Source organism: Comamonas fluminis (assembly GCF_019186805.1).
GTDB classification, from domain to species: domain Bacteria; phylum Pseudomonadota; class Gammaproteobacteria; order Burkholderiales; family Burkholderiaceae_C; genus Comamonas; species Comamonas fluminis.
Map to the genome: position 1 here is coordinate 2,602,111 of NZ_CP066783.1, position 24,741 is coordinate 2,626,851.

General features: G+C 59.7%; 29 protein-coding genes. 11 read left to right on the top strand and 18 right to left on the bottom strand.

Annotation, left to right across the window (positions count from 1 at the left end):
- Positions 1-10 precede the first annotated feature (10 nt).
- The 6 genes from JDW18_RS12245 to JDW18_RS12270 all read left to right on the top strand — a co-directional run bounded on the left by JDW18_RS12245 (position 11) and on the right by JDW18_RS12270 (position 2,905).
- Complete coding sequence (locus tag JDW18_RS12245; RefSeq protein WP_218239735.1) at positions 11-451, top strand: TfoX/Sxy family protein; 441 nt, start codon at positions 11-13, stop codon at positions 449-451.
- Positions 452-467: 16 nt separating this feature from the next.
- The gene (locus tag JDW18_RS12250; protein WP_218239736.1) at positions 468-887 is read left to right on the top strand and encodes a DUF488 domain-containing protein; all 420 of its coding nucleotides are present in this window, start codon (positions 468-470) and stop codon (positions 885-887) included.
- Between the two features lie 83 nt (positions 888-970).
- Positions 971-1,867, top strand: a complete 897-nt coding sequence (gene mmsB / locus JDW18_RS12255; RefSeq protein ID WP_218239737.1) for a 3-hydroxyisobutyrate dehydrogenase — start codon at positions 971-973, stop codon at positions 1,865-1,867.
- A 42-nt stretch (positions 1,868-1,909) separates the two neighbouring features.
- Entirely contained in the window at positions 1,910-2,197 is a 288-nt protein-coding gene (locus JDW18_RS12260) for a GNAT family N-acetyltransferase (RefSeq protein WP_218239738.1), read from the top strand.
- Between the two features lie 24 nt (positions 2,198-2,221).
- Positions 2,222-2,464, top strand: a complete 243-nt coding sequence (locus JDW18_RS12265; RefSeq protein WP_218239739.1) for a hypothetical protein — start codon at positions 2,222-2,224, stop codon at positions 2,462-2,464.
- A 108-nt stretch (positions 2,465-2,572) separates the two neighbouring features.
- Positions 2,573-2,905: a cupin domain-containing protein gene (locus tag JDW18_RS12270; protein WP_218239740.1), complete on the top strand. Its 333-nt coding sequence runs from the start codon at positions 2,573-2,575 to the stop codon at positions 2,903-2,905.
- 1 nt (position 2,906) lies between these two features.
- Here JDW18_RS12270 and JDW18_RS12275 read toward each other — a convergent pair whose 3' ends face one another.
- Positions 2,907-3,674, bottom strand: a complete 768-nt coding sequence (locus tag JDW18_RS12275; protein ID WP_218239741.1) for a hypothetical protein — start codon at positions 3,672-3,674, stop codon at positions 2,907-2,909.
- A 275-nt stretch (positions 3,675-3,949) separates the two neighbouring features.
- Complete coding sequence (locus JDW18_RS12280) at positions 3,950-5,452, bottom strand: aminotransferase-like domain-containing protein (RefSeq protein WP_218239742.1); 1,503 nt, start codon at positions 5,450-5,452, stop codon at positions 3,950-3,952.
- A gap of 154 nt (positions 5,453-5,606) precedes the next feature.
- Between JDW18_RS12280 and JDW18_RS12285 the strand changes: the two genes are divergently transcribed.
- Together JDW18_RS12285 and JDW18_RS12290 are read left to right on the top strand one after the other, a co-directional pair.
- Complete coding sequence (locus tag JDW18_RS12285) at positions 5,607-6,224, top strand: LysE family translocator (protein WP_218239743.1); 618 nt, start codon at positions 5,607-5,609, stop codon at positions 6,222-6,224.
- A gap of 70 nt (positions 6,225-6,294) precedes the next feature.
- A complete protein-coding gene (locus tag JDW18_RS12290; protein ID WP_218239744.1) occupies positions 6,295-6,810 on the top strand; it encodes a GNAT family N-acetyltransferase in 516 nt (171 codons plus the stop codon).
- Between the two features lie 33 nt (positions 6,811-6,843).
- Here JDW18_RS12290 and mnmH read toward each other — a convergent pair whose 3' ends face one another.
- Both mnmH and JDW18_RS12300 read right to left on the bottom strand, forming a co-directional pair.
- The gene (gene mnmH / locus JDW18_RS12295; protein WP_218243880.1) at positions 6,844-7,899 is read right to left on the bottom strand and encodes a tRNA 2-selenouridine(34) synthase MnmH; all 1,056 of its coding nucleotides are present in this window, start codon (positions 7,897-7,899) and stop codon (positions 6,844-6,846) included.
- 406 nt (positions 7,900-8,305) lie between these two features.
- Entirely contained in the window at positions 8,306-8,848 is a 543-nt protein-coding gene (locus JDW18_RS12300; protein ID WP_218239745.1) for a retropepsin-like aspartic protease family protein, read from the bottom strand.
- Positions 8,849-8,981: 133 nt separating this feature from the next.
- On the opposite strand from JDW18_RS12300, the gene JDW18_RS12305 reads away from it, so the two are divergent.
- The gene (locus JDW18_RS12305; protein ID WP_218239746.1) at positions 8,982-9,740 is read left to right on the top strand and encodes a DsbA family protein; all 759 of its coding nucleotides are present in this window, start codon (positions 8,982-8,984) and stop codon (positions 9,738-9,740) included.
- A gap of 165 nt (positions 9,741-9,905) precedes the next feature.
- Here the strand turns inward: JDW18_RS12305 and icd are convergent, their stop codons facing one another.
- On the bottom strand, positions 9,906-11,165 hold the full coding sequence (gene icd / locus JDW18_RS12310) for an NADP-dependent isocitrate dehydrogenase (RefSeq protein ID WP_218239747.1): 1,260 nt from the start codon (positions 11,163-11,165) through the stop codon (positions 9,906-9,908).
- A gap of 304 nt (positions 11,166-11,469) precedes the next feature.
- Between icd and JDW18_RS12315 the strand changes: the two genes are divergently transcribed.
- The gene (locus JDW18_RS12315) at positions 11,470-11,994 is read left to right on the top strand and encodes a DUF192 domain-containing protein (RefSeq protein WP_218239748.1); all 525 of its coding nucleotides are present in this window, start codon (positions 11,470-11,472) and stop codon (positions 11,992-11,994) included.
- Between the two features lie 25 nt (positions 11,995-12,019).
- Complete coding sequence (locus tag JDW18_RS12320; RefSeq protein WP_218239749.1) at positions 12,020-12,580, top strand: hypothetical protein; 561 nt, start codon at positions 12,020-12,022, stop codon at positions 12,578-12,580.
- Here the strand turns inward: JDW18_RS12320 and JDW18_RS12325 are convergent.
- From JDW18_RS12325 to JDW18_RS12385, 13 genes are all read right to left on the bottom strand, one after another.
- Positions 12,560-12,856, bottom strand: a complete 297-nt coding sequence (locus JDW18_RS12325) for a CPCC family cysteine-rich protein (RefSeq protein ID WP_246609861.1) — start codon at positions 12,854-12,856, stop codon at positions 12,560-12,562. The two genes, JDW18_RS12320 and JDW18_RS12325, sit on opposite strands and share 21 nt — an antisense overlap.
- Positions 12,857-12,952: 96 nt before the next feature.
- Positions 12,953-13,753 (bottom strand): amino acid ABC transporter permease, encoded by an 801-nt coding sequence (locus JDW18_RS12330; RefSeq protein ID WP_218239750.1) that lies wholly within the window; start codon positions 13,751-13,753, stop codon positions 12,953-12,955.
- Positions 13,750-14,412 carry an amino acid ABC transporter permease gene (locus tag JDW18_RS12335; protein ID WP_218239751.1) on the bottom strand — a complete coding sequence of 221 codons (663 nt, stop codon included), beginning with the start codon at positions 14,410-14,412 and terminating at the stop codon, positions 13,750-13,752. Before JDW18_RS12335 ends, JDW18_RS12330 begins: the two co-directional genes overlap by 4 nt.
- A gap of 3 nt (positions 14,413-14,415) precedes the next feature.
- A complete protein-coding gene (locus JDW18_RS12340; protein ID WP_218239752.1) occupies positions 14,416-15,318 on the bottom strand; it encodes a glutamate ABC transporter substrate-binding protein in 903 nt (300 codons plus the stop codon).
- Positions 15,319-15,472: 154 nt separating this feature from the next.
- The gene (locus JDW18_RS12345; protein ID WP_218239753.1) at positions 15,473-15,736 is read right to left on the bottom strand and encodes a CPCC family cysteine-rich protein; all 264 of its coding nucleotides are present in this window, start codon (positions 15,734-15,736) and stop codon (positions 15,473-15,475) included.
- Positions 15,737-15,882: 146 nt separating this feature from the next.
- Positions 15,883-18,114: an NADP-dependent isocitrate dehydrogenase gene (locus tag JDW18_RS12350; RefSeq protein ID WP_218239754.1), complete on the bottom strand. Its 2,232-nt coding sequence runs from the start codon at positions 18,112-18,114 to the stop codon at positions 15,883-15,885.
- A 424-nt stretch (positions 18,115-18,538) separates the two neighbouring features.
- Complete coding sequence (locus tag JDW18_RS12355) at positions 18,539-19,330, bottom strand: DNA adenine methylase (protein ID WP_218239755.1); 792 nt, start codon at positions 19,328-19,330, stop codon at positions 18,539-18,541.
- Positions 19,251-19,484 carry a Com family DNA-binding transcriptional regulator gene (locus JDW18_RS12360; RefSeq protein ID WP_218239756.1) on the bottom strand — a complete coding sequence of 78 codons (234 nt, stop codon included), beginning with the start codon at positions 19,482-19,484 and terminating at the stop codon, positions 19,251-19,253. The genes JDW18_RS12355 and JDW18_RS12360 overlap by 80 nt, the downstream gene beginning before the upstream one ends.
- A gap of 150 nt (positions 19,485-19,634) precedes the next feature.
- Positions 19,635-19,856, bottom strand: a complete 222-nt coding sequence (locus JDW18_RS12365) for a hypothetical protein (RefSeq protein ID WP_218239757.1) — start codon at positions 19,854-19,856, stop codon at positions 19,635-19,637.
- Positions 19,849-21,744 (bottom strand): hypothetical protein, encoded by a 1,896-nt coding sequence (locus JDW18_RS12370; RefSeq protein WP_246609863.1) that lies wholly within the window; start codon positions 21,742-21,744, stop codon positions 19,849-19,851. The genes JDW18_RS12365 and JDW18_RS12370 overlap by 8 nt, the downstream gene beginning before the upstream one ends.
- On the bottom strand, positions 21,744-22,139 hold the full coding sequence (locus JDW18_RS12375; protein ID WP_218239758.1) for a hypothetical protein: 396 nt from the start codon (positions 22,137-22,139) through the stop codon (positions 21,744-21,746). The genes JDW18_RS12370 and JDW18_RS12375 overlap by 1 nt, the downstream gene beginning before the upstream one ends.
- Positions 22,136-23,548: a LamG domain-containing protein gene (locus tag JDW18_RS12380; RefSeq protein WP_218239759.1), complete on the bottom strand. Its 1,413-nt coding sequence runs from the start codon at positions 23,546-23,548 to the stop codon at positions 22,136-22,138. The genes JDW18_RS12375 and JDW18_RS12380 overlap by 4 nt, the downstream gene beginning before the upstream one ends.
- 1 nt (position 23,549) lies before the next feature.
- On the bottom strand, positions 23,550-24,731 hold the full coding sequence (locus JDW18_RS12385; protein ID WP_218239760.1) for a hypothetical protein: 1,182 nt from the start codon (positions 24,729-24,731) through the stop codon (positions 23,550-23,552).
- Between the last annotated feature and the right edge of the window lie 10 nt (positions 24,732-24,741).

Consider the following 24,741-nt stretch of genomic DNA (forward strand, 5'->3'; position numbering starts at 1 on the left):
AACGGATCCCATGCCAGCCAAGCCCATCGCCCCCGAAACCCTGCAGCTCATTGACGCCGTGCGCGAGGCGCTGGCGGCGCATGCGCCCGGTGCCGAGGTGGAGGAGAAGGCCATGTTTGGCTGCCTTGTGTTCATGGTCAACGGCAAGATGTGCCTGGGCGTAGAAAACGACGAGTTGCTGGTGCGCCTGCCACCGGATACGCACGATGCCGTGGCCGAGATGCCGGGGCTGCGCCCTCTGTCCAGCAAGGGGCTGATGCAGGGCTATTTCCTCGTCGGCCCCACCGCGTATGCGAGCCGCGAGGCCTGGCAGCAATGGATTGCCCAGGCGCTGGCCTTTAACCCGCTGGCCAAGGCCACACCCAAACGTAAAAGCCAAAGCCCACCCGCTGCGCAGGCCCCCAAAGCACCCGCCCGCAAACGCCACAGTGTCTTCGAGAGCGATATCTGACAGGAGAACCGCCACCATGTCCCTACGCATTGTTCAGCTGGGAACGCCCCGCGCACCGGGCGAAGGCAGCCGCATCGGCACCGTGCGCCGCCCGCCACGCGGCGTGCCCAAGGCCGAGTTTGCCAGCCGCAATTACTACGACACCTGGCTGCCCGAGCTCTCGCCTGAGCCAGAGCTGATGCAGGCCGCACAGGCTGCGGCCAAGCTGCTGGAGTCTGGCGACAGTGCCGAAGGCAGCAAGCAGTGGAAGACGTTTGAAAAGCAGTTTCGCAAGCAACTGGCCGAAGCTCCCGCCGCCCGCACGCTGGACTTGCTGGCTGCCCTGTCGCACAGCGGTGCGTTTTCCATCGGCTGTTACTGCGATGAAGAGTCGCGCTGCCACCGCAGCATCTTGCGCGGCCTGCTGCAGGAGCGCGGCGCTGATATCACCGCCTGAAAACATTCATCAAATCCGCCTCTAGCGCAGTATTGATAAGCACAAGCAGCTATCAAATCAGATAAACCACAGGAGACAAAAACATGCAAATCGCATTCATCGGCCTCGGCAATATGGGCGCCCCCATGGCCATCAACCTCGTCAAGGCGGGCCACAGCGTCAAGGCGTTTGACCTCAGCGCCGATGCGCTGGCCCGTGTCAAAGCCGAAGGCGGCCACACCGCCGCCAGCGCCAGCGAGGCCGTTCAGGGCGCTGAAGTGGTGATTTCCATGCTGCCAGCCAGCCAGCATGTGCAGGCGCTGTATCTGGGCAAGGATGGAGAGCCAGGTCTGCTCAGCAGCATCACCAAGGGTGCGCTCATCATCGACAGCTCCACCATCGCCGCCGCCACCAGCCAGAAGGTGGCGCAGGCGGCCGTCGCTGCTGGCATGGGCTTTATTGATGCGCCGGTGTCAGGTGGTACGGGCGGCGCGATTGCAGGCACGCTGACATTCATGGTGGGCGGCTCGAATGCCGATCTGGAACGCGCCCGCCCGCTGCTGGAGAAAATGGGCAAGAACATCTTCCACGCCGGTGATGTGGGCGCAGGCCAGACGGCCAAGATCTGCAACAACATGCTGCTGGGCATTTTGATGATTGGCACCAGCGAAGCCATTGCGCTGGGCGTGGCCAACGGTCTGGACCCCAAGGTGCTCAGCGAAATCATGCGCCGCAGCTCGGGCGGCAACTGGGCGCTGGAGGTATACAACCCCTTCCCCGGCGTGCAGGAATCCAGCGCCGCCACACGCGGCTATACCGGCGGCTTTGGCACCGATCTGATGCTCAAAGACCTGGGCCTGGCCCAGGAAAGCGCCATGACCGTCAAGGCCAGCACGCCGCTGGGCGGCATGGCCCGCCAGATCTACGCCGCGCACAGCCTGGCAGGCCATGGGCCGGAGGACTTTTCCAGCGTTATCAAGATGCTGCAAAAGCCTGCCTGAACTCCGCTACAGTGCTTTCGTAAGTCACCTCAAGGCCGCGCCATGCAATACCCTGTTCAGCACGAAGAAGCCCAGTCCAAGGGCGTGTTTCATATTGACAAGAATGGCCAGCGCGTAGCCGAGATGACTTACAGCCGCACCAATGCCACCATGATCATCATCGACCACACGGATGTCGATGAATCGCTGCGCGGTGAAGGCGTGGGCCGCCAGTTGCTGGATGCGCTGGTGGCCTGGGCGCGCAACACCGGCACCAAGGTGCTGCCGCTGTGCCCCTTTGCCAAAGCACAGTTTGCCAAGGACGCCAGCATTCGTGACGTGCTGGTTTAAAGCCGCTAACGCATTCTTGCCCGCATGATTCTGGCCTCGGTTCTGCTGTCTCTGCTCTCCTTGCCGCTGCTGTGGCTGGTGCTACCTATTTTTGTCATGCCACCTCTGGCTTTCTATCTGGGCTGGGTCGGCTTCAAGCGTGCGGTGCTGCAGGCACCCGAGCCCGTCAGCACGGTCATGCAAGTGCTCTATGCCCTGCCCATGGTGCTGGCGGTAACGGTTCTGGTACTGGAGCTGTGGATCATGAACACGGGCTACAAGGCCTGATACGGCACAACGCCGCGCATTCCGCCGCGATTGTCATCAAACTGTGATTGAACTTGCACCGCAGGCGCGGGACAATGGTGCGTTGTCGCTTGTGCAAGAGGTGTCGCCATGGACCATGTTCTCTCCATGCCCGCTCAGCCGCTGGATGTAGCGCCGTTTGGCGCCAGACTCACGGGCGCGCGCTCTGCGGTGCTGTTCAAGGCCGAAGATATGGAAGTCATCCGTATCGTGCTCAGAAAGGGCCAGACCCTGCCCCCGCACCGGGTGCCGGGCAGCGTCAGTCTGCAGTGCCTGGAAGGCAGTCTGGAAGTGATGCTGGGCCAGAACCTGCACGAGCTGCAGCGCGACCAGCTCATTCACCTGCCGCGGGGCATGCCCCATGCGGTGCGGGCGCTGGAGGATTCCTCGGCCATTGTCACCATCGTTTTGTGTGACAGCTGATTCAGCGCACTGGCAAAAACTGCATGAATGGCCCGGCGATCAAGCCCTGCCCATAGCCGATGACGGCGCGGCGATAGCGCTCTGTGGTGTAGCTGGCGATCAGGTCCAGCCTGCCAATGATTTTTCCCATTTCCCGCTCAAAGCTGAGGTTGCGCTCGCTGTCTGCTATCTGATTTGATAGCAGCAAGGGCTTGCCATCTGTGGCGCGGCGCGAGTTGAGAATCCAGTTGGCAATTTCCAGATTGCGCGCTGCATTGAAGACATGCTGCGGGTCCAGACCATCGATCAGGGTGAACGAGGTACGCCCGCCGTGCGCAGTAATCAGCATATCGCCCGCCGCGTAGATAAAAGCCGCAATGCGGTCGCCGGCAAAATCGGGCTGCAGCGCCAGTGACAGCGCAGCCACATCGCGCTTGCCCTGAAGCTCATGCCAGGGCTGGCGCTCGAGCACGGCAATGCGCACATAGGCCACGGCGGCTTCCCGACTCTCGGCTGTGGCACGCCACTGGCCGGGGTTGCGGCGGTAGAGCTTGTCCATCAGCGCAAACAGACTGTCCAGGTTTTCCTTCATGGCCAGCGTGGCCATGCGGTTGCTGTCGGATTGCAGCAGCTCACCACCGCGAAAGCCCTCCCCTTCCACCTTGCCGTGGTTGGTGGGCGCGCTGGAGCAGCCTGCCAGCAGCACGCTCAGCAGCGCAGTCGCAAGCACAGCCCGCAGGCTGGGATGGCTTAACGCGGTCTCATGGCAAATGGCATGGGCTGCAGACATTGGGCAAACATAGCAGCAGATGCCGCTTGTTTGCTGGGGTTTGCGCTACAGATTTGTTATCAATCGTGAATCACGAGCCGTGCAAGCCTAGGGTCTGTTGAGAATTGAGCGGGGTCGCGAAGGATTCTGGCCGCTTGCCAATCTAGGCGCGTGACGCCGTGCGGGTGCCTACCCGATGTATCCCCATAACTGGAACGCAACAACGAGTGGCGGGCGGCCAGATTCCTTCCCTTCGGGTTGCAGCGACAGGATCCCCGCCTAAATCTCAACAGACCCTAGCGCCGCAACTGCGCCAAAAGCTGCTCCAGCAGCTTCCAGGGCGCTGCCTGATCGGCCATGGCCACGGGCACACGCAGCATGCTGCTGCTGACTTGCTGAGGCGAAAATAGTACGCCCGGAGCCAGCAGCAGCTCGCTGGCCGCCGCCTGCCTTGCCAGCACTTCGGTATCCACACCGCAGTCCACCCAGGCAAAGGTTCCCGCAAGAGGTTCGTGATGGGCATGGCAGCCCAGCGTTTCAAGCTTGCGGAGGCAGCGGTTGCGGGCCCTGTCCACGCGCTCGCGCAGCCGGTCCACATGCTTACGGTAGGAACCATCGGCCAGGATGTGGTGCACGATCTGCTCGGCAGGCAGCGACGAAGTCAGCCCTGACAGCAGCTTCATATCGGTGAGCCGGTGCACATATTCAGGCCTGGCCGCCACATAGCCCACACGCAGGCAGCCGGACAAGGTTTTGGAGAAGCCGCCCACCAGAATCACGCGCTGCAGCCTGTCCATCGCCGCCAGCCGCAGCGGCATGCTGCCCAGAAAATCGGCATAGGTATCGTCTTCAACCAGCAGAAAATCGTGCCGCTCGGCAATGCGCAGCACCTCGTGGGCCACACCTGCGGACAAGCTCAGGCCCGTGGGGTTGTGCACCACGGTGTTGAGGATGAAAAGCCGGGGCTTGTGCTGCTGGGCCAGAGACTCCAGCGCCGCAACGTCCGGCCCACCGGGCAGGCGCGGCACGCCCACCACGTTGACGCCCATGAGCTTGAGCCGCCCGAAGATCAGAAACCATGCGGGATCTTCCACCAGCACGGTATCGCCAGGCTTGAGAAAGCAGCGCACGATGAGATCAAGACCCTGGGTAACGCCGCCCACGGTCATCAGATTCAGCTCCGGGTGAGCGGGAACCTCTTGCGCCTGCAGTTGCGATGCAATCTGCTGGCGCAGTGGCAAATGGCCTTGTGGCTGGCCGTAGCTCAGCAGGCTCAGCTCCGCCTTGGGACCCTGGCGGGTAATGGCCCGCATGGCGCTGGTTATCAGGCCCTGATCCATCCAGTGCGCAGGCAGGCAGCCCGCGCTGCCCGTGCCGTCCCCTCCCTCTCGGAAAATGCCACGCAGCAAGTAGGCCGTATCAAACTCCAGAGACTGCGCCGCAGCCGCCTGCATCTGCGCCGCAGGCTCGACCACACGGCGCTGCGCTGCCACATAAAACCCGCTGCCGCGCCGCGACTGAAGCAGCCCTTGCGCAGCCAGCCGGTCATAGGCCTGAACCACCGTATCACGGCTCACGCCTGAGGCCTGCGCCAGCGCCCGCACCGACGGCAGGCGCATACCGGCGCGCATTCCGTGGTTGCGAATCAGGGTGCCGAAATGCTCCACCAGTTGCTCTGCCAGCCCGATGGCGCTGGAGCGCATGGGCTGCCAGCCCATGGCGGCGGCTGTAGTGCCAGAGGTCTGGGCTGCAGAGGCGGATTCGGATTCGGATTCGAGCTCGGGCTTGGCGTCCAGCATGGCTTGGCTCCAACAGGGTCAAGAAGAGTCAGGAAGAAAGTGTCCGGGTCATGAAAGCAGGCCAGCTCATTAACTGGCCTGCACAAGTGTACTGCTACTGTACTGATTTCAGCCATTAGCATGGAGCACACAACAAGCCCCGACCAAGACTGCCATGTCCTATCTGACCACCTCCACTGCTTTCATCCTGCCGCTGGCCATGTTTGCCTTTGTCAGCTCCGTCACGCCCGGCCCCAACAATGTGATGCTCACCGCCTCCGGTGCCACCTTTGGCTACCGCCGCAGCGTGCCGCATATGCTGGGCATCTGTCTGGGCGTGGTGGTGATGGTGCTGCTGATTGGCGCAGGCCTGGGCAAGCTGTTCGAGGCCGAGCCCCGCATTTACACCCTGCTCAAATACGTGGGCGCCGCCTATCTGGTCTGGCTGGCCTGGAAGATTGCGCTGTCTGGCAGCGTGGACCAGGGCAAATCGGGCAGCCAGCCCTTCAGCTTCTGGCAAGCCGCCGCCTTTCAGTGGGTCAACCCCAAGGCCTGGATCATGGCGGTGGGGGTGGTGGCCACCTACACCCCGCGCGAGGGCTTTTTCATGAACCTGCTGCTGTCAGCACTGGTGCTGGGCCTGGTCAACTACCCCAGCATCAGCGTCTGGACCCTGTTTGGCAGCACCGTAGGCCGTGCGCTGCGCACGCCTCAGGCCTTGCGCATCTTCAATGGGGTGATGGCGGGGCTGCTGCTGCTGTCGCTGGTTCCGATTTTCATGGAGCATGTCTAAGGTCTGTTGAGATTTAGGCGAGGATCCTTCGCGACCTCGCTCAATTCTCAACAGACCCTAAACTTGGCGCATGCCCTATGAGATACGCCCACTGACCGAGTCCGACCTTCGCAGCTATCGCGCCCTTCGCCTGCAGGCTTTGACGGAGTGCCCCAGCGCCTTTGGTGCCACGCCCAGCACCGAACAGGCACTGGAAGATGCGCAGATACTGCATCGCTTTGGTGGCGGGCCCGGTCAGATCATGTGGGGCGGATTTGATGAAGATGACAAGCTCTGCGCCACGCTGGGCATGTACCGCGATACCGGGGAAAAGACGGCGCACAAAGGCCATCTCTTTGCCATGTATGTGAGCCTGCAGGCGCGTGGTCAGGGCTTGGCCCGTCGCCTGCTGGAGGTAGCCATCGTACACGCCAGCGCTCTGCAACTAAGGCAATTAATGCTGGGATGCAATACCACCAACCACAATGCGCTACGTTTATATGAGCAAGCAGGTTTTCAGACCTATGGCCGAGAGCCTGCTGCTCTGTATGTCAACGGGGAGTTTTTCGACGAAGTGCTGATGGTGCGCCCGCTGGCATCCATCTGAGCCCATTCAGCACCGCCAAAGGCCTGAGGCCAATCAACGCGCCTCCAGCGCCATGACCTGCTCGGCCAGGCGGGCAATCGCCTCGTCCGACAAATCATCGGTCTCCAGCACCTGACGCTGGGGCCATTGCTGGAAGTGGTTGGACTGGGAGCGTTCGTAGTGCGGGTCGTAGTGGCGCAGCATCAGCTCTTCAAACAGGGGCGACAAGTCCTTGGCTCTGGCCCATTGCTGCCATCGGCCCACGGTTTCATTGCCTTGCAGTTCCTTGAGCCAACCCAGCTTGGTGGCCAGAGCTTCGGGGTCATCGCCCAGATAGGCATAGTCGCGCAGCAGATAGGACAGGCGCGCAGCCGTGGTGGCGCGCACCTCAATCACCGGCGCCTTGTGCAGATGCTGCACCAGCACCAGCGGCAGGCCCACGCGGCCGATCTTGGCGCTCTCGCCTTCCAGATACACGGGGCGCGAGAGGTCGAACGTCTCCAGTTGCTCTGCCAGCAGCGTCTCAAAACGCTTCTGGCTGGGCTGCTCAATGCCAGGCAAACCGCCAAGCAGCGAGCCCTTGTGGTTGGCATAGCCTTCCAGGTCCAGCACCTGCTCGCCGCGCTCGGCCAGCGCATGCAGCACGCGGGTCTTGGCCGAGCCAGTCGCGCCGCACAGCACACGCATCTGCAGCTGCGGCACCTGGGTTTCCAGCTGCTCGATCACATGACCGCGAAACGCCTTGTAGCCACCGGCCAGCTGCTGCGCATCCCAGCCCACCAGGCGCAGCCAGGTCACCATGGAGCCGCTGCGCAGGCCGCCGCGCCAGCAATAGACCAGTGGCTTCCAGTTGGCAGGCTTGTCGGCAAAGGTTTCGCGCAGGTGCCGAGCCAGGTTGGCCGACACATAGGATGCGCCCAGACGCTTGGCCTCGAATGGGCTGACTTGCTTGTAAATAGTGCCGATCTCGGCACGCTCTTCGTTGCTAAGCACGGGGCAATTGATGGCGCCGGGAATATGGTCCAGCGCGAACTCGGCAGGCGAGCGGGCATCGATCAGAGCATCGAACTGGTGGCGTTCAGGAACGCGAACGGGCTGGCGGTGGGACACGGCAGACATCCATGGCTACGCCCGCGTCATCAGAGACCTGCGGGCAATGGCGTGGTCGGGCATCGGCAGGCTGCCATGAATCGGCAGTCGGCCTGAAGGCTCGGCAACATGAAGAACCCGCTGTCATTGATAAAAGCCAATCTGGCAGCAGGCCACGAAGCAAGGGTGTGGATCGAGCCTCGATACGCACGACGGCTGCGACAAACTTGCCAGCCCCGCTCATTCCCTGAGATGGGGCGTATTTTCGCAGATGCTGGGCAGGGCTTCAGAGCGCAGCGCCAAAACCGCACGGGGCGCAGCTGCTTGCACAACTGCGCCCCGGCGTATTCAACAAATCAAGCTCCAGCCCCTATCCATAAAGCGCTGGCAGCTATCAAATCAGAAGTCCTTGAATTTTCAATCCCGCTTACTTACGCGGCCGCAGCAACATTTCATCGCCGCTCATCTGCACATCAAAGTAGCGCAGAAAGTTCTGCCCCAGCAGTGCATCGTCGCTGTCATCGCCGGTGTAACCCGTTCCCACATGCAGATCGCGCACCACCAGGCTGGCCACGCGCACCTCGCTGGCCACCACGATACGGCCATCGCGCTCGCCGTTGGCCGTGCGAAAGCGGGCTTTTTCACCGCCTTCAAGCCCCGCCTTGCTGGCCAGCGCATCCGTCACGCTCACCGAAGTTGCCCCGGTATCGACCATGAACGTCACCGGCTGGCCATTGACGGAGCCACGCGCGCGAAAGTGGCCATCCATGCCGCGCTCAATGCGCACGCTGCCGTCGGCCTGCACCCGAGCCTGCGCGGGCTTGAGGAAATGCTGCATGGCCAGATACATCACCCCCATGACGACCAGCCAGAACAGCAAAAACATCATGGTGCTGCGCCGCGCCACCGATTGGGTGGACGGTTCCTGGCTTGCAGTGTTCTTCTGGGGCGGTGTGGCGTTCAGGCGCATGGACAGCTCAAAACAATGAATGACGCTGGCATTTTGCCAAGTTCACAGCCAAGGTCATCTGTTTGCTGCATTCACGCGTCCGTGCATCTGCGCGTACATTGCCAGCTGTCTGCAATCTCGTGATCAGCGCACCATGAATAACAACACGCTTCCCCCACTCGTTCTGCACTATGTCTTTGATCCGCTGTGCGGCTGGTGCTATGCCGCTGCGCCACTGGTCAAGGCGGCACGCAGCGTGCCCGGCATCGCCGTGCAGTGGCACGCCGGCGGCATGCTGACCGGCGCGCACACCCGCACCATCACCGCCGACTGGCGGGAAAAAGTGATGGCCAGCGATCAGCGCATTGCCGAAATGACGGGCCAGCCGTTTGGCGATGCCTATTTCAACGGTCTGCTGAACGACATCGGCGCACCATTGGACTCCGAGCCGCCCACCACCGCCCTGCTGGCAGCCGAATCACTGGGCGGCCTGGGCCTGGAAATGCTTTCGGCCGAACAAAAGGCCCACTATGTCGATGGCCGCCGCATCAGCGAAAGCGCCGTGCTGCGCGAACTGGCTGGCAGCATCGGCCTGGACAGCACGGCTTTTGACGCCGCCTATGCCGAGCAAAGCGGCGCAGCTACGCAAAAGCACATTACAGAAAGCCGCCAGTGGCTGAACATGCTCCAAGGCCAGGGCTTCCCCACCATTGGCCTGGAGTTTGACCACCCCGAACAACCCGGCCAGCGCGCTATTCAGCGCATCGACATTGGCGAATGGCTGGGCGATGTGGACGGCTGGACCCAGCAACTGAGCGACTGGGCCGAACAGGTGGCTGGCCTCAAGCAGCAAACCAGTGACAGCACGGACCCCAGCTGTGGCCCTGACGGCTGCGAACTGCCACAGCGCTGAAACAGCAGCGCCAAGCAAAACAGCCCTTTTCAGGGCTGTTTTTGATTCGGGCGCAGTACAAAAAACCGCGAGGCCCAACAAAGGGACGCCAAGCAAGAGCCGCCTCGCGGCGAGGGCGTCGTCCCCCTTGCGGGAAGGCGCAGAGCGCCTCAGAGGGTAGACAAATCAGTCCATCATCCCGATCACGACATCTCCAAAGCGCGAGCAGGAAACCTGGGTTGCGCCATCCATCAGACGGGCAAAGTCATAGGTCACATGCTTGCTCTGAATGGCTTTTTCCAGCGAAGCCACGATCAGATCCGCCGCCTCGCGCCAGCCCATGTGGCGCAGCATCATCTCGGCGCACAGAATCATGGAGCCTGGGTTCACATAATCCTTGCCTGCGTAGCGCGGCGCCGTGCCGTGCGTGGCTTCAAAGCAGGCAATGCTCTCTGACATATTGGCGCCCGGTGCAATGCCGATACCGCCCACCTGCGCCGCCAGCGCATCCGAGATGTAGTCGCCATTGAGGTTCAGCGTCGCCACCACCGAATACTCGGCCGGACGCATCAGGATCTGCTGCAGGAAGGCATCGGTGATCGAGTCCTTGATGATGATGTCTTTGCCCGTATTCGGGTTCTTCAGACGGCACCATGGGCCGCCGTCGATCAGCTCGGCACCAAACTCGCGCTGCGCCAGCGCATAACCCCAGTCACGGAAAGCACCTTCCGTGAACTTCATGATGTTGCCCTTGTGCACCAGGGTCACGCTGGGCTTGTTGTTGTCAATGGCGTACTGGATGGCCTTGCGCACCAGGCGCTCCGTACCTTCACGCGAGACAGGCTTGATGCCGATGCCCGAAGTTTCGGGGAAGCGAATCTTGTTGGCGCCCATTTCCCGGGACAGGAAATCGATGAGCTTTTTGGCGCTGTCGCTGCCCGCAGCGTACTCAATGCCCGCGTAGATGTCTTCCGAGTTCTCACGGAAGATCACCATATTGGTCTTCTCTGGCTCTTTCAGCGGCGAAGGCACGCCCTTGAAATACTGCACAGGGCGCAGGCACACGTACAGGTCCAGTTCCTGGCGCAGCGCCACGTTCAGCGAGCGAATGCCGCCGCCCACGGGCGTGGTCAGCGGGCCTTTGATAGACACCGCATAGTCACGCACAGCAGCCACGGTTTCTTCCGGCAGCCACATGTCGGGGCCATACACACGCGTGGCCTTTTCACCGGCAAACACTTCCATCCAGGCAATCTTGCGCTGGCTGCCATAAACCTTGGCCACCGCCGCATCCGCCACCTTGCGCATCACGGGCGTCACGTCGATACCCACGCCATCGCCTTCGATAAAGGGAATGATGGGCTGATCGGGCACATTCAACGTCTTATCGGCATTGACCGTAATTTTCTCGCCCTGCGACGGAACCTGGATGTGGGACTGGCTCATGCTGTGGAATCTCCTAGTCTTGAATACTGTGCGGCGGCGCACCTTTATGGTGCTTTATCTTGCCCTCGATTTTGGCATCACGAACAAAGCAAATTTTAAGAAAAGCCGGATAAAAATCTGTCAAACACGAAACAGTGTTTCCCGCGCCTGTCCTCCATCACCAGCCTGTGTGTCAGAACCTGTAAAACCCGATTCTTATGGCATGCTGGCTGATGCACACTGTGCACAAACAGCGGCTTTCTGTCCTGACGCGTCAGATTCCCGCTTGTGGCGCCCACCCCTCTCCGTTTGGCAAGCTAGGCTCATGAAGAACCTCACCCCTGACAAGACAAGACCTCAACACCAGCGCCCCGGCAAGAATTCCCTCTTGCGCAGTGCCCTGGCCACCCTGGCCTGCTCCACCTTGCTTGGTTTTTTTGCCCCCGCCGCCGTGGCGCAAAGCAATGGTCAGCCGCAGATGAACCTGCGCCGTGTTGATCTGACAGCAGGCATGTACCGCATTGATACGCAGCTGGCCATCACCGAGCAGCAGCGTGAAATTGGCCTGATGTTCCGCCGTGAAATGCCCCAGCAGGAAGGCATGCTGTTTATCTTTGAAGTGCCCGGTGTGCAGTGTTTCTGGATGCGCAACACCGTGCTGCCACTAACGGCGGCCTTTGTGGCCGATGACGGCACCATCGTCAACCTGGCCGATATGAAGCCCATGACCGAAGACTCCCACTGCTCGGCCAAGCCCGTTCGCTATGTACTGGAGATGAACCAGGGCTGGTTTGCCAAGCGCGGCATTCAGGCGGGCAGCAAGCTCAGCGGCGAGCCTTTCAGGCGCTGAAACCTCCCAGCCATACTCCAGCCCCATGCGCTATCAGCCGCAGTTTCCAGCAGCCCTGAAGGACATTGCGCCTGATCTTCTGCAACGGCTTGGCAAGGGCGAGGCGTTCGAGCCCTACCCCGGCTTTACCGTCAACGTAAATGAAGAGTTGCTGCATGTGCCGTATCGCGTGTATTACGACGAACACCGGCTGCAGCAATGCATTCAGAAAACCACCGGCCCCACGCAGTGGCTGGCCTTGTGCCTGGGCAGCCGCCACGCCAACGGGCATGTGCGTGAAGCCTGCCTGCGCCAGCTCATCGCACAGGACTGCGCCTGGGTTGTGCCCTTCATCGTCCCACTGGGCGGAGACTATGTGCTGGAAATTGCCGAGTTTCTGGCGGCCCACATCCATCAGCTTTCTGCCCCGAGTTACGGGCGCTTTGCGGCCCAAAACCCGCAGCTTGTGACACTCTGCAAACAACAGGCGGCCAGCTACTGGGATTGCTATCACCGCAGACGCTATCCGCTGCTGCGCCAGCACCCGAGTATTCGGTTTCTGCAATGGGTGGATGCGGCAAGGCGATCACTGCTGCACGCAGACTGATGCCACTTTGTGCAGCACCCGTGGCTGGTGCTGATATCGGCCGCGCTCTGCGGGTGCAAGCACGCTTTTGCGCGACCGGTAATCACAGGCGCCAAAGTACTGAAAATTGCGCCGCCCCTCGCGCAGTGTCATGTGATTGGGGCCTGAGTATTGGTCGGGGCTGTCCACATCCCAGCCGCTGTCTTCCCAAAAGCAGACGGGGCAAATGTCGTACTCGCCACGGTCACTGAGCGTGAAATAGTCGCAGCACGGGCACTGATACAGCGGCATGTTCATGCCATCCTCCCATTGAAGATAAATCAGCCTCTAGCCTATGCATATCATGCGCAAAAAGCTTCTCTTTTAATAGCGACAATTTGCAAAAAGCGGCTGTCAATGCACGGGCCTGCCTAGGCGCTTGCTTGCCCGCGAGATTGCATAGTTCACCAGGCAGTAAATCGCCGCAACGACAAGATACACCGGCACCAGCGACTGATAGTTCGCGATCAGCACCTTGGCGTTCTGCATCAATTCGCCATAGGTGACGACATAGCCGAACGTGGTGTCCTTGACCACGATGACCAGTTGCGCCACCAGCGCGGGAACGATGTAGCGCAGCGCCTGCGGAAAGATAACGAGGAAGAAGGCCTGAGCCTCCGTCATGCCCAGGCTTCTGGCCGCATCGCTCTGCCCACGCGGCACAGCCAGCACGCCTGCGCGGTACACCTCGGCCACCACAGCAGCGGTACTCAGGCCTATGGGCAAAGTCAGCATCCAGTAGGTGCTGAGCTTGATTCCCACAGACGGCAACACCAGAAAACAGACATAGATCAGCAGCAACGTGGGCGTACCGCGCAGAAATTCGATCACTGCAATGCTAGGCCAGCGCACCAAACGCACAGGCGATAACCGCCCCAGCAGCAGCACCAGCCCCAGAAGCAGTGCAATCACAGCCGCCATGGCCGACGAGGCCAGTGTGCCCAGCAGGCCTTTGCCCAGAAAGGCCCAGGTGGTTGGCAGGGTAAAGAATTCCCAGAATGGCGCTTCGAGCTGACCGGCCTCCTGAAACTGCAGCACAACACCGACCAGCAGCGCCAGCAGCAGGACAGCGGCCACCGCACTGACCACCTTGGTGATGGTCTGGGCTCGTGGGCCAGGCGCCCCGAACAGAATGTCTTCCAGAGAGCGGCTCATCGCAGTATTCGCAGCTTCTTTTCAAGAGTGGCGCCGGCCCAGGCTATCAGCAAGCCGGTCAGCACATACAGCGCCGCCGCCACCGCAAACGCCGCGATTCCGGCGGCAGAGTCATTGGCGATCTTGGAGACCAGCGCTGTCAGCTCGCGCCCTTCAAACGGAACCTGAGAGGCCAGAGACGTCGAGAGCATGATGGCAATCAGCAATGAGGTCATGGGCTGCACCACTGCACGCAGCGCCTGCGGCAGCACCACCGCTGTGACGATCTGCATGGGCTGCATGCCCAGACTCATTGCCGCTTCGATCTGCCCGCCGGGAATGGTGTTGATGCCGGTACGCAGATAGTCTGCCGTGAACGCCGAGCAGACCAGTGCCAGAGTCAGAATCACGCTGGGCTCGTAGTCGATCACCACATTCAGATCGGGCAGCGCAAACACCATGAAAATCAGCAGCGCCACGCTGGGGATGTTGCGGAAGATTTCAACGTAAATGGTGAGCACAAAACGCAGTGGTGGCACTGGCAGCAGCCGCAGCACGGTCACGACCACACCCAGCAGAACGCCGGGTATGAACGATGCGATTGTGAGCTTCCATGTCAGCAACAAGGCCTGCACAAAGGCAGGCCCATACTCCGCCAGAAGCTTGGAAACTTCACCCATTATTTAAGGAAGCACAGGCGGCTTGGGGGCCACTGTGGCGCCCGTGCGCTGCCCGATGGAAACCATCCAGAGCTTGGCCCAGGTGCCGTCAGCTTCCAGCTTCTTCAAGAAGCCATTGATGAAGGCCACGCCGTCAGATCCTTTGGGCAGCCCAATGCCATAGGGGTCTTGCTCGCCAAAAGGCGCTCCGGCCAGCCGCGCATTGGCAGTGCCAAGGCTCAGGGCATTGAGCAGCAGGGTGTAATCCGTCACATAGGCTTGCACACGGCCCTGTCGCAGGGCATCCAGCGACTCCTGATGGGTCTGAAACTCTTGCACCACGGCCTTGGGGGCGAACTTCGCCAGAATGACAGGCCCGGTAGAGCCCGCCTGCGTGGCCACCTTTTGGCCTGCCAGATCCGCGTAAGACTGAATCGACTTGTTGTTGGCCTTGACCAAGACTCCCGCCTGCGAGGTGTAGTAGGGGCCCGCGAATGAAATCTTCTCGGCACGGGCAGGCGTGATGGAATACGTGGCGATCACCATATCCACCTGGTTGTTGATGAGCACCTGCTCGCGCGTGGACGAGTTCACCTGCGCAAACTGGTACTTGCTTGCATCGCCCAGGATGTAGCGCGTGATCAGCTCGGCCACACCGGCGTCAAAGCCACGAATCTTTCCATCTTTTTCATTGAGCAGCGAGAAAAGATTGGAGGTCTGCGTCGTGCCCAGGCGCAGCTTGCCCGCCTGCTTGATCTTGGTGGCCCAGGTGCTGGAGGCAATGGTTGCGGCATCCGCCACGGGGCCTTGGGCCACCAGTGCATCAAACGCAGCCGCATTGATGGGCGTGCCCTGCGCAAAAAGAGAGCCACTGGAGGCAATCGCCAGAGCCACCACGGTGGACTTCAGAAGTTTTTTGATGGGCATGTGGTCTTTTGAATGGGTCTGTGGCGCGAATGGATACTGCGGCAACGGGCGTTTGCACCACTGGAACTTGGCAAACCATGGCACATTGCCGCTCAGGCATTCATGATAGCCGCCCGCGCAAGCAGGCGCCGGGTATGCGCAGAGTTCCTGCCAGTCAGCCCAGTGAACGTACCTGAAGCCGGAACTGACCGCGTTCTTCAACTGGCAGCACATGCTTGAGCATTTGAGGGTCGCAGGCGCCAAGTTCCTGAAAATTGCGGCGCCCTTCGCGCAGCGTCATGCGGTTGGGGCTTGATCGCTCATCGGGCTGATCCACATCGATTCCATCGTCTTCCCAGAAGCAGACTTTGCAGATGCTGTAGTCGCCAGAACTATCGAGCGAAAAATAGTCACAGCAGGGGCATTGATAGAGTTTCATGTCAAACAGCCTTCCAGCGCTTATTCAATATGCGCGAGCAGCTTCTGTTTATATAGCAATCCGCCATCAAAAAAGCCGGTGGCCTTTTCAGGCGCACCGGCTTTTCGTTTCTGCAGGCGGGCTACCCCGCTCTGCAAAACCCTTGCTTACGCTGCAGCGATAGCGGCGTTGAAGGTGGCGCTGGGGCGCATCACAGCGTCCAGCTTGGCCAGGTCGGGCATGTAGTAGCCGCCGATATCAGCAGCCTTGCCTTGCACTTCCTTGAGCTCGCCCACGATCTTGGCTTCGTTCTCGGCCAGAGTCTTGGCCAGAGGTGCGAACTTGGCAGCCAGTTCTGCGTCTTCGGTCTGAGCGGCCAGAGCCTGAGCCCAGTACAGAGCGATGTAGAACTGCGAACCACGGTTGTCCAGCTCGCCTGTACGGCGCGAAGGCGACTTGTCCAGATCCAGCAGCTTGCCAGTGGCTTCGTCCAGGGTCTTGGCCAGCAGCTTGGCGCGGCTGTTGTTTTCCTTGATGCCCAGCTCTTCGAAGGACACGGCCAGTGCCAGGAACTCGCCCAGCGAATCCCAGCGCAGGTGGTTTTCTTCCACCAGCTGCTCAACGTGCTTGGGAGCCGAGCCGCCTGCGCCAGTTTCGTACAGACCGCCGCCTTGCATCAGAGGTACCACGGACAGCATCTTGGCCGAAGTACCCAGTTCCAGAATGGGGAACAGGTCGGTGAGGTAGTCACGCAGAATGTTGCCGGTCACCGAGATGGTGTCCAGACCACGGGCCACGCGCTCCAGCGTGTAGCGCATGGCGCGCACTTGCGACAGGATGTGGATTTCCAGGCCGTTGGTGTCGTGATCCTTCAGGTACTTCTGCACCTTCTTGATCAGCTCGGCTTCGTGAGGACGGTAGGGGTCCAGCCAGAACACGGCAGGCATGCCGGAGTTGCGGGCACGGGTCACAGCCAGCTTCACCCAGTCACGGATAGGATCATCCTTGACCTGGCACATGCGCCAGATGTCGCCAGCTTCCACGTTCTGGCTCAGCAGCACTTCGCCAGTGGCGATGTCCACGATGTTGGCCACGCCGTCTTCAGCGATTTCGAACGTCTTGTCGTGCGAGCCGTACTCTTCGGCCTTTTGCGCCATCAGACCCACGTTGGGCACGGTGCCCATGGTCTTGGGGTCGAAGTTGCCGTGCCACTTGCAGAAGTTGATCACTTCCTGGTAGATACGGGCAAAGGTGGACTCAGGCATCACGGCCTTGCAGTCGTAAGGCTTGCCGTCAGCCGCCCACATCTTGCCGCCGCCGCGAATCATGGCGGGCATGGATGCGTCAACGATCACGTCGTTGGGCGAATGGAAGTTGGTGATGCCCTTGGCGGAATCGACCATGGCCAGACGAGGACGGTGCTCTTGGCACTTGTGCAGGTCACGGATGATTTCTTCGCGCTTGGAAGCTGGCAGCGCTTCGATCTTGGCGTACAGATCGGCCATGCCGTTGTTCACGTTCACGCCCAGTTCGTCGAACAGCGCGCCGTGCTTTTCAAAGGCTTCCTTGTAGAAGATCTTGACGCAGTGACCGAACACGATGGGGTGGGACACCTTCATCATGGTGGCCTTGACGTGCAGCGAGAACAGAATGCCCGATTCGCGGCAGTCTTCGATTTCCTTTTCGTAGAAATCGCACAGAGCCTTCTTGCTCATGAACATCGAGTCAATGACTTCGCCGTCCTTCAGAGCAACCTTGGACTTCAGAACGATGGTCTGGCCGGACTGGGTCACCAGTTCCATCTTCACGTCGCGGGCCTTGTCCAGAGTCATGGACTTTTCGCCGTGGTAGAAGTCGCCCTCTTCCATGTGGGACACATGGGTCTGCGACCATTGCTTCCACTCACCCATGGAGTGAGGGTGCTTCTTGGCGTAGTTCTTGACGGCTGCAGGTGCGCGGCGGTCAGAGTTACCTTCGCGCAGCACGGGGTTCACAGCGGAGCCAATGCACTTGCTGTAGCGCGCCTTGATGTCTTTTTCTTCGTCGGTCGTGGGGTTCTCAGGGAAGTTGGGAACCTTGTAACCCTTGGACTGCAGTTCCTTGATGGCAGCAGTCAGCTGGCCCACGGAAGCGGAGATATTGGGCAGCTTGATGATGTTGGCTTCAGGGGTCAGCGTCAGCTTGCCCAGTTCGGCCAGGTTGTCAGGCACGCGCTGCTCGTCTGTCAGCACTTCGGGGAACTGACCCAGAATGCGGCCGGCCAGCGAGATGTCGCTGGTTTCCACATTGATACCTGCAGGAGCCGCAAAAGCGCGGATCACGGGCAGGAATGCGCTGGTGGCCAGGCGAGGAGCCTCGTCAGTCAAGGTGTAGATGATGGTGGGTTGCTGCGTACTCATCTCTTGTCTCAGGTAATGAAAAGGTGGGGGCGTGCCTTGGGCCTTCATCCCGAGCTTTCGCAATGGGGCCTGACACAGCAGGAAGCATTGCTATTCCTTGCAATACGTTCCCACAATACAAAATTCTAAGCGCAACCGGTGCAAAATTTTTAAGTCTTGTACAAGACCTAGGGTTTTACATTCACTTTATCGCCCTGTTTTCATTGGGAAAGTGGCGAAAGACCTTCATTTTCCAGCATGTAAAAAATGTGGCACTTGATGAACCTCAGCCGCTTCTCACTTTATGCCACCCTATAATTTTGTAACGGCAAGGCAGATACCGGTGCGCTTCACCCAGTCAATTGCGTCGCGCCGCCTTTGGCACAAATTTGCACGCGCTTTGGCACAAATTTGCGCCGCCTTTGGCACAGAACCTAACAGACCTTTAAAAAAGTCCTGCCGGTTCCTCACTTCTCGCCCAGCTGTAAATCACCAGCTCGCCACGCTCCACGCGATTCGCGCCTCCTCCGACCGTGTAGTCCAGTTTTAAAGCCTCCATCTCGAAGTCTTTAAAGCATTCCCGAATCGCCGGATGGTCGTTGATACTGATCACGGCCTTGCCCTTAATCCCCTTGAGCTTCGCTGCCATCAGCTCGTACTGATCCCACTCAAACGGCACGCCGTAGCCTTCAGTCTCCCAATAAGGCGGGTCTAAGTAAAACAACGTGTGCTGCCTGTCGTAGCGATCAATGCATTGCGCCCAGTCCAGTTGCTCGATGTAAGTGCCGCTGGCCATCCTCAGATGCGCTGCAGACAGGTTCTCCTCGATCCGCAGCAAATTGATCGCCGGAGCCGTCGTCGCAGTACCGAATGTCTGGCCCGACACCTTCCCGCCAAAGCTCTGCTGCTGCAGGTAAAAGAAGCGAGCAGCCCGCTGAATGTCCGTCAAAGTCTCGGGCCGTGTCTCCTGCAGCCATTTAAAGACCTGCCTACTGGTCAAGGCCCATTTAAATTGCCTGACGAACTCTTCCAGGTGGTGCGTCACCACCCGGTAGAGGTTGACCAGGTCGCCGTTGACGTCGTTCAAGACTTCCACGTCAGCCGGGTGGCGGGCAAAGTAAACCGCCGCACCACCGGCAAAGACCTCCACATAGCAGCTATGGGCAGGAAAGCGCTTCAAGAGCATGTCCACCAGGCGGCGCTTGCCTCCGATCCAAGGGACGATTGGGTTTGTCATAAGTTTCAGCTGTAGACCCTCTGAGGGGCTCTGGTTCGGCGCTCCTGGCGCTCAGCTGATTGAATGCCCCACACCTGGGGCACTTGATGTTCAGGCGCAGAAACACGCCCTCACCTAACTTCTCGCGGCAGTTGCCGCAGCGAATCTCGTCCATTTGCAAGCCTTTAAAACCTTTAAAAGTCTGGTAGGCTCAGCGCGCTCTGTACAGGGTGAGCGGGCCTTGCCAGCTTGCAGGCTGGTTCTGCGGCTGGGGTCTGGTCAGGTGTTCGTAGCACTTGGCCAGGTCGCCCGTTCTTTTTTGTGGCTACACCTCCCCCTGCGTGTAAGTCAGGCTTGGAGCCTCGCCCTCAATCACGCCGTCGCGCACAAAGACACGCTGGCCAGCTTGCGCCGCACCTCTCGCCTGAAGTCGCCCACCGCCAGGCATTTCGATCGTGGCCACGCCGTTGACCACAAAAGCGACCGTCCCCACTTCCAGCGGCCTAGGTGACTGCAGGTCCATGAACTGCTTATAGAGGTTAGGCATGTGTCTCGACCTCCAGTGTTTGACGCAGCTTGGGCGCGGCCCAGTTGACCGATGTGGAACGCACGATGCCCATAGAGGTTTCATACCCCTGATGACGCACAAAATTTCCCGGCAAAATCACGCCTACCTCTGGCAAAACTTGCATCGTCAGAGTTAAAATAGCTTGTCTATTGGTGTTTGCTAATTCAGCAAGGCCGCGCTGTCTTTGCGCCGTCGCATCAGTAATCAAGGCATGCGTCACTTGAGGTGCTATCAAGTCTCCTGCCGTTCCCGCTCTGGTGATCGGCCCAAACACTCCCGCACTTACACCGCCCACAAACACACGGTTGTAGTCGGGCTTGTCCACGAACTCAGTACCCTCTACCTCGGCCACAGCTGCTGGGATCTCAAAATCCGGCGTCACATCGCCCCAGTTCCATGGAGCGACTGGGTACTTCGGCAGAATGCGGAGCACCTGGTCAGTGTTGTGCGGCTGCACATAGCCGCCAGCTGCTTCAGCGATATCGTTGATCGCGTCCATGTAGCTTCCCTGCAGCGCCCAGGCTCCAGCTGGCACTTGCCAGTCTTCTAGCTGCCAGTCGACATCCCAGCCAATCGACACGCCATTGACTTTGAGCGCCTCGATCGCCAGTTGCTGAGCTGTCAGTGTTTGCGTGGGATTACCAAAGGGCATGGACTTCGCCCAAGGCTCTGACAACACTGCTGCAATGCCGCGCCCAGATACCGACCAGCGCTCCTGCGGCATGAAGCCGCGATCACGACTGGTGCGCTCCAGGCGCAGCTTGAATGGCACACCATTGATGTTGGCCATCAACAGCGCTGGATCGCCATCTCTATCGCGACCCAGGTGTACCGCAGCATCTTTATGCAGTGATGCCGTCCAGTTCCATGTCCAGCTCTGGAAATCCAGCGACATATTGAAGCCCAGCGCAGGCAGCTCAGCGCCGGTATCCAGCCGCGTCAGCATGACTTGATTAAGCACGACGTAAACCTTTCTGACGGGAACAATGACCTTGCCAGGCTGTGGCCCGCTGCTCTTACAGCAGGCAAATACCAATGCGCTTGATGCAGACCATGGTTTGCAAAACAGCAGCTCAATCGGCCCGCCGACGAGCTGCTCGTAACAGCCGCTTTTTTCCGGCTCTGGTGGCTTGGGTACCGACTTGCCTGCAGGCGGTTTCATCGCCTGCTGGTATCTGACCAAGTAGCCCGTGTACAGCGGCACCGATGGACCCGCTCCATCAGTGAGCAGGTACTGCAGCCCCACTGCATCCTGAGCCGATGTCTCCAGCAGCAAGCGGCGATCGCGTAGGCTTTCCTGAAACCGCACCCGCCAGCCAGCACGCGTGGCCACGGCATCCTGGGTAGTGGCCACCGTCCCCACCCGCACGCCTATGCCGTTCTGCCAGCGCGCCTGCGCGGCAGCTCCCTGCAGTGCCTGCGCCTGCTGAAACCGCCCCAAGGCAGCTGCATTCAGGCGCTGACCGTCCTTCCAGACCACACCAAACTGGTCCAGCAAAGGTGTTGCCTCCTGCGCAGCTGATGTCCAACCCTCTGGCAGTGAGTCTGTCGATTGCCAGCCCGAGATCCAGGCCTCGGCAACTGGCCGTGCCTGCTGGGCCATAGATGCGACGTCGGCCACGACAGGCCGGGGCGTGTCTGTGTTGTAGCGCACCACTGCGCTACAGCGCACGCCTGGCATACGGCAAGCTGCAACCAGGTCTCTGCGCACATGCACCAACGACCGGATGCGCAGGCCCGGCATACGCGCAGCAATGAGCAGCGTCGCATCAGGAATGCCCGAGCCACCGCCGTCATCACCAAAAACCAAGTCGACCGGATTTCCGGCCTTCCATGGCTTTTTAAAGACAAGATCGATTGCAGGCATCAGTAGATCCGCGTTTCGCCCAGAATGGCTTTGCCGCCTGCGTAGAGCTGGGTGCCCGTGCTTCCGAGCAGCTTAAAGTGGCCCTGGCCAGCCTCATCAGTCACCAAACCGCGCCCGATGAGTTTGCCGTCGCTTGTGCTCCAGATGCCGATGGAGGCCTGGCCGCTGGAGATGATCATGTCGCCACCGCCGTTAGCTTGCGTCAACAGCAAAGAGCCATCGGCAGTGATCTGACCACAGGGCTTGGTCAGAGTGAGCGTGACCAGCAACTGCTCATTCGCGTCATACAGCGCGATACGTGACGGCTCCTGCTCAGCATCAACATATGCGAGCGTTGCTTGCAGCCGCACCAGCGCATGGGCTGCCGAGATCTCGAATTCAGGCAACTCGCTCATGGAGTCACCTCGGGCAGCTGATTGTTCGCTACGACCGTGAAATAGCCTTTTTCGTGATCCCAGGCCTCGATGTCGTACTCATAGCGCTCATTGACTTCATCAAATCTGTAGCTGCCGTCCGCCGCACTCCAAGTTTCACGAGCCAGCATCCCATCGCGACTGCGGAACAAACGAACTCGCCTTTGCAGCACATGCTGACCCGCATCTTCCCGAACAGTGCCGTAAATGCTGCCCAAGCCACTGAATTCTCTGTCGCACAGCAGCTCTGCACGTAACTCGGCACCGACAGATAAGCCCTGCGGGATCGTCTCAGATTTGATCGGCACAATGATCGTCGCGCCCAGCACATCAGAGATCGGCACTGCGTCATTCAAAAGAGCGATTTCTGCACCGGATAGCACGCGATTGAAAATTGCGACGCTCCCAATCATGCTGCCTGCGGGCAGACCGCTGGTCCCATTTCTCGAACCGATACACAAATAATTCGTGTTGTATGTTGGAAGCCGGTACCCTGCAGCGATAGCCGGCCGCATCGTATCCAGTGCGCCATCTACATAAATACGTCCGTAGTTGACAGAGTCGAACGTCAGCACAACTCGGTGCGGCTTTCCGTCATTGACGGGCCTGGTAGTCGCATACACACTATTTGCGCTGCCCACAGGAATGAGTAGGCATCCTGTTGAAACGCGCATCTCCGGATTTGCCACCCCACTCCATGTTTGAATAGACCAGCCTTGATTGTCTGAGCCGTGTTCAACAACTACTAAGTTATCAGTCGTTGTTGTCTGCATATCTAAGACAACAGAAAACGTCGAAGCGTCGACCCCTGTGATACCCGGAACTACAACTTTCCCCGTTGTTTGCGGATCAAAAGCCTGCGCACCATCACTCGTCAACTGAGCAGGCACAATCGCACCACCGGTACGAGTTGCGGTTCGAGTGCCAGCAATGTCTGCCTGCGTTGTCCCAGACTCATTAAGCAGCCACATCCCCGATGGGTTTAAGTTCTGTGCGTCTGCAAGCTTTCTTGGATTTCTGCGAAACCAAGACTCTCCTGCTTCTGATGCTGCCCACGCTGTAAATCCAGCCTCTTGATCCACCGACGTTAGGGAGGCTCTGCGAGGCAAAGATGCCCCAGTGAGCACCAGTCCGTCGATGCTGTAGCTCGCAGATAGGGTGATCTCAATATAAAAACCAGGCATCGCAACATCGAGCGCTGAGAATGTGCAGCTCGTCTGCGCATCGCCATCGAGCAAAGCGCTCAAGCTCCCTGCAGTTGGGGCGAAACTCGATGTCAGTACAGCACCGATTTCCACTCTCACACCCGCTTGCGTGAGCCCCAGCCCTGACAGCGCCAATGCCGCCCCCTGCAGATCAAGCCCCGTGATGCGCCAAATCTGGGATGCCATATCACTGTCTCCAGTTAGTGTTCGCCGCCCAGAAGGCCACGCCATTACCCGTTGTTGACGACGGGTTGCCTATCGCCAGAGACAAAACTGCCTGGTTTACGAATGCGCCGGTTCCGGGCGAGATTTTCAAGTTGCCGCCAAACCCTGCGACCAGGTCATTCTGCGGACAAAAATAAGCGCCTGGCATCGTTCCGCGAGGACCGGCAGCTATTGCACCATCCATCACAAGAACATCTACAAGCCGCAATCCGTTATCCGCACGACTGGGAAATGCCCCCATCAGAGAATTGGCGCCAGAAGTAGCGGAAGTGGAGCCAAAAGCAACTTTGTCATAGATGACCGCCGACCCAATCCCGTGACTTGCACGCATAAGCGTGCGCCCATTAGGGTCCCCGCCCTGAAACACGCAACCCTCACGTGCTGCATAGCTGGAGCCTGTACTTCCCGTGAGACAGCCACACCAAGCGTCGCCACTGCGGTAACTATTAATGTCGCCGACATAGTTTGCGACTGCACCGTATGAGGCAGCACTCGCTGCCGAACTAGCCTCATACGGCACAGGAACGTAATAGAAGCCCCGGCTGTCACCGATCAGCATCCAGAAAACTCCCGTTGCCGAGGCTGCCGAGCGCTTGTGCCAGTAATAGCCGCCCGCCAGGGCTGGTGCGATGCCTGTGCCAGTGTCCACATCGGTCATTGACTCGTACATCTGCACCCGGGCAAACAGGGCATTGCTGTCATCGATGCGGATAAATGGTCGCGTACCTCGTGGGTCTACAGGACGAAACACCGACACGTTGGTCTTGCTGAAAACCTCTTCCCAGCCGAGCGAGGGCATCTTGAAACTGAGAGAGCCCGTCACCGGGCCATCGGGCAAGTCTGTTTTAAATTCCACCCAGCCAGAGGCGACTGCAGTCACTCGCTGCTCGCCGTTGAGCGCCGCTGGCGAAGCACCGGACAGTGCTATCACGGCATGAATCTCTGCTGCACTCTTGCCACTGGCGAACGTCAAGCGACACACACCATTGGTGATAGCCGCAGAGTCCACGGCTTTTGTGCCCCAGCCAGTGACGAGAAATGCTCTTAGCGCTGCGTTCAGAGAGCCTGCCGTACCGTTGATGACGGATGCCCCTGTCATTGAGCTGTATGCGTGCTTGACGCTGGTGTCTACGATAGATGCCATATCTCTCTCC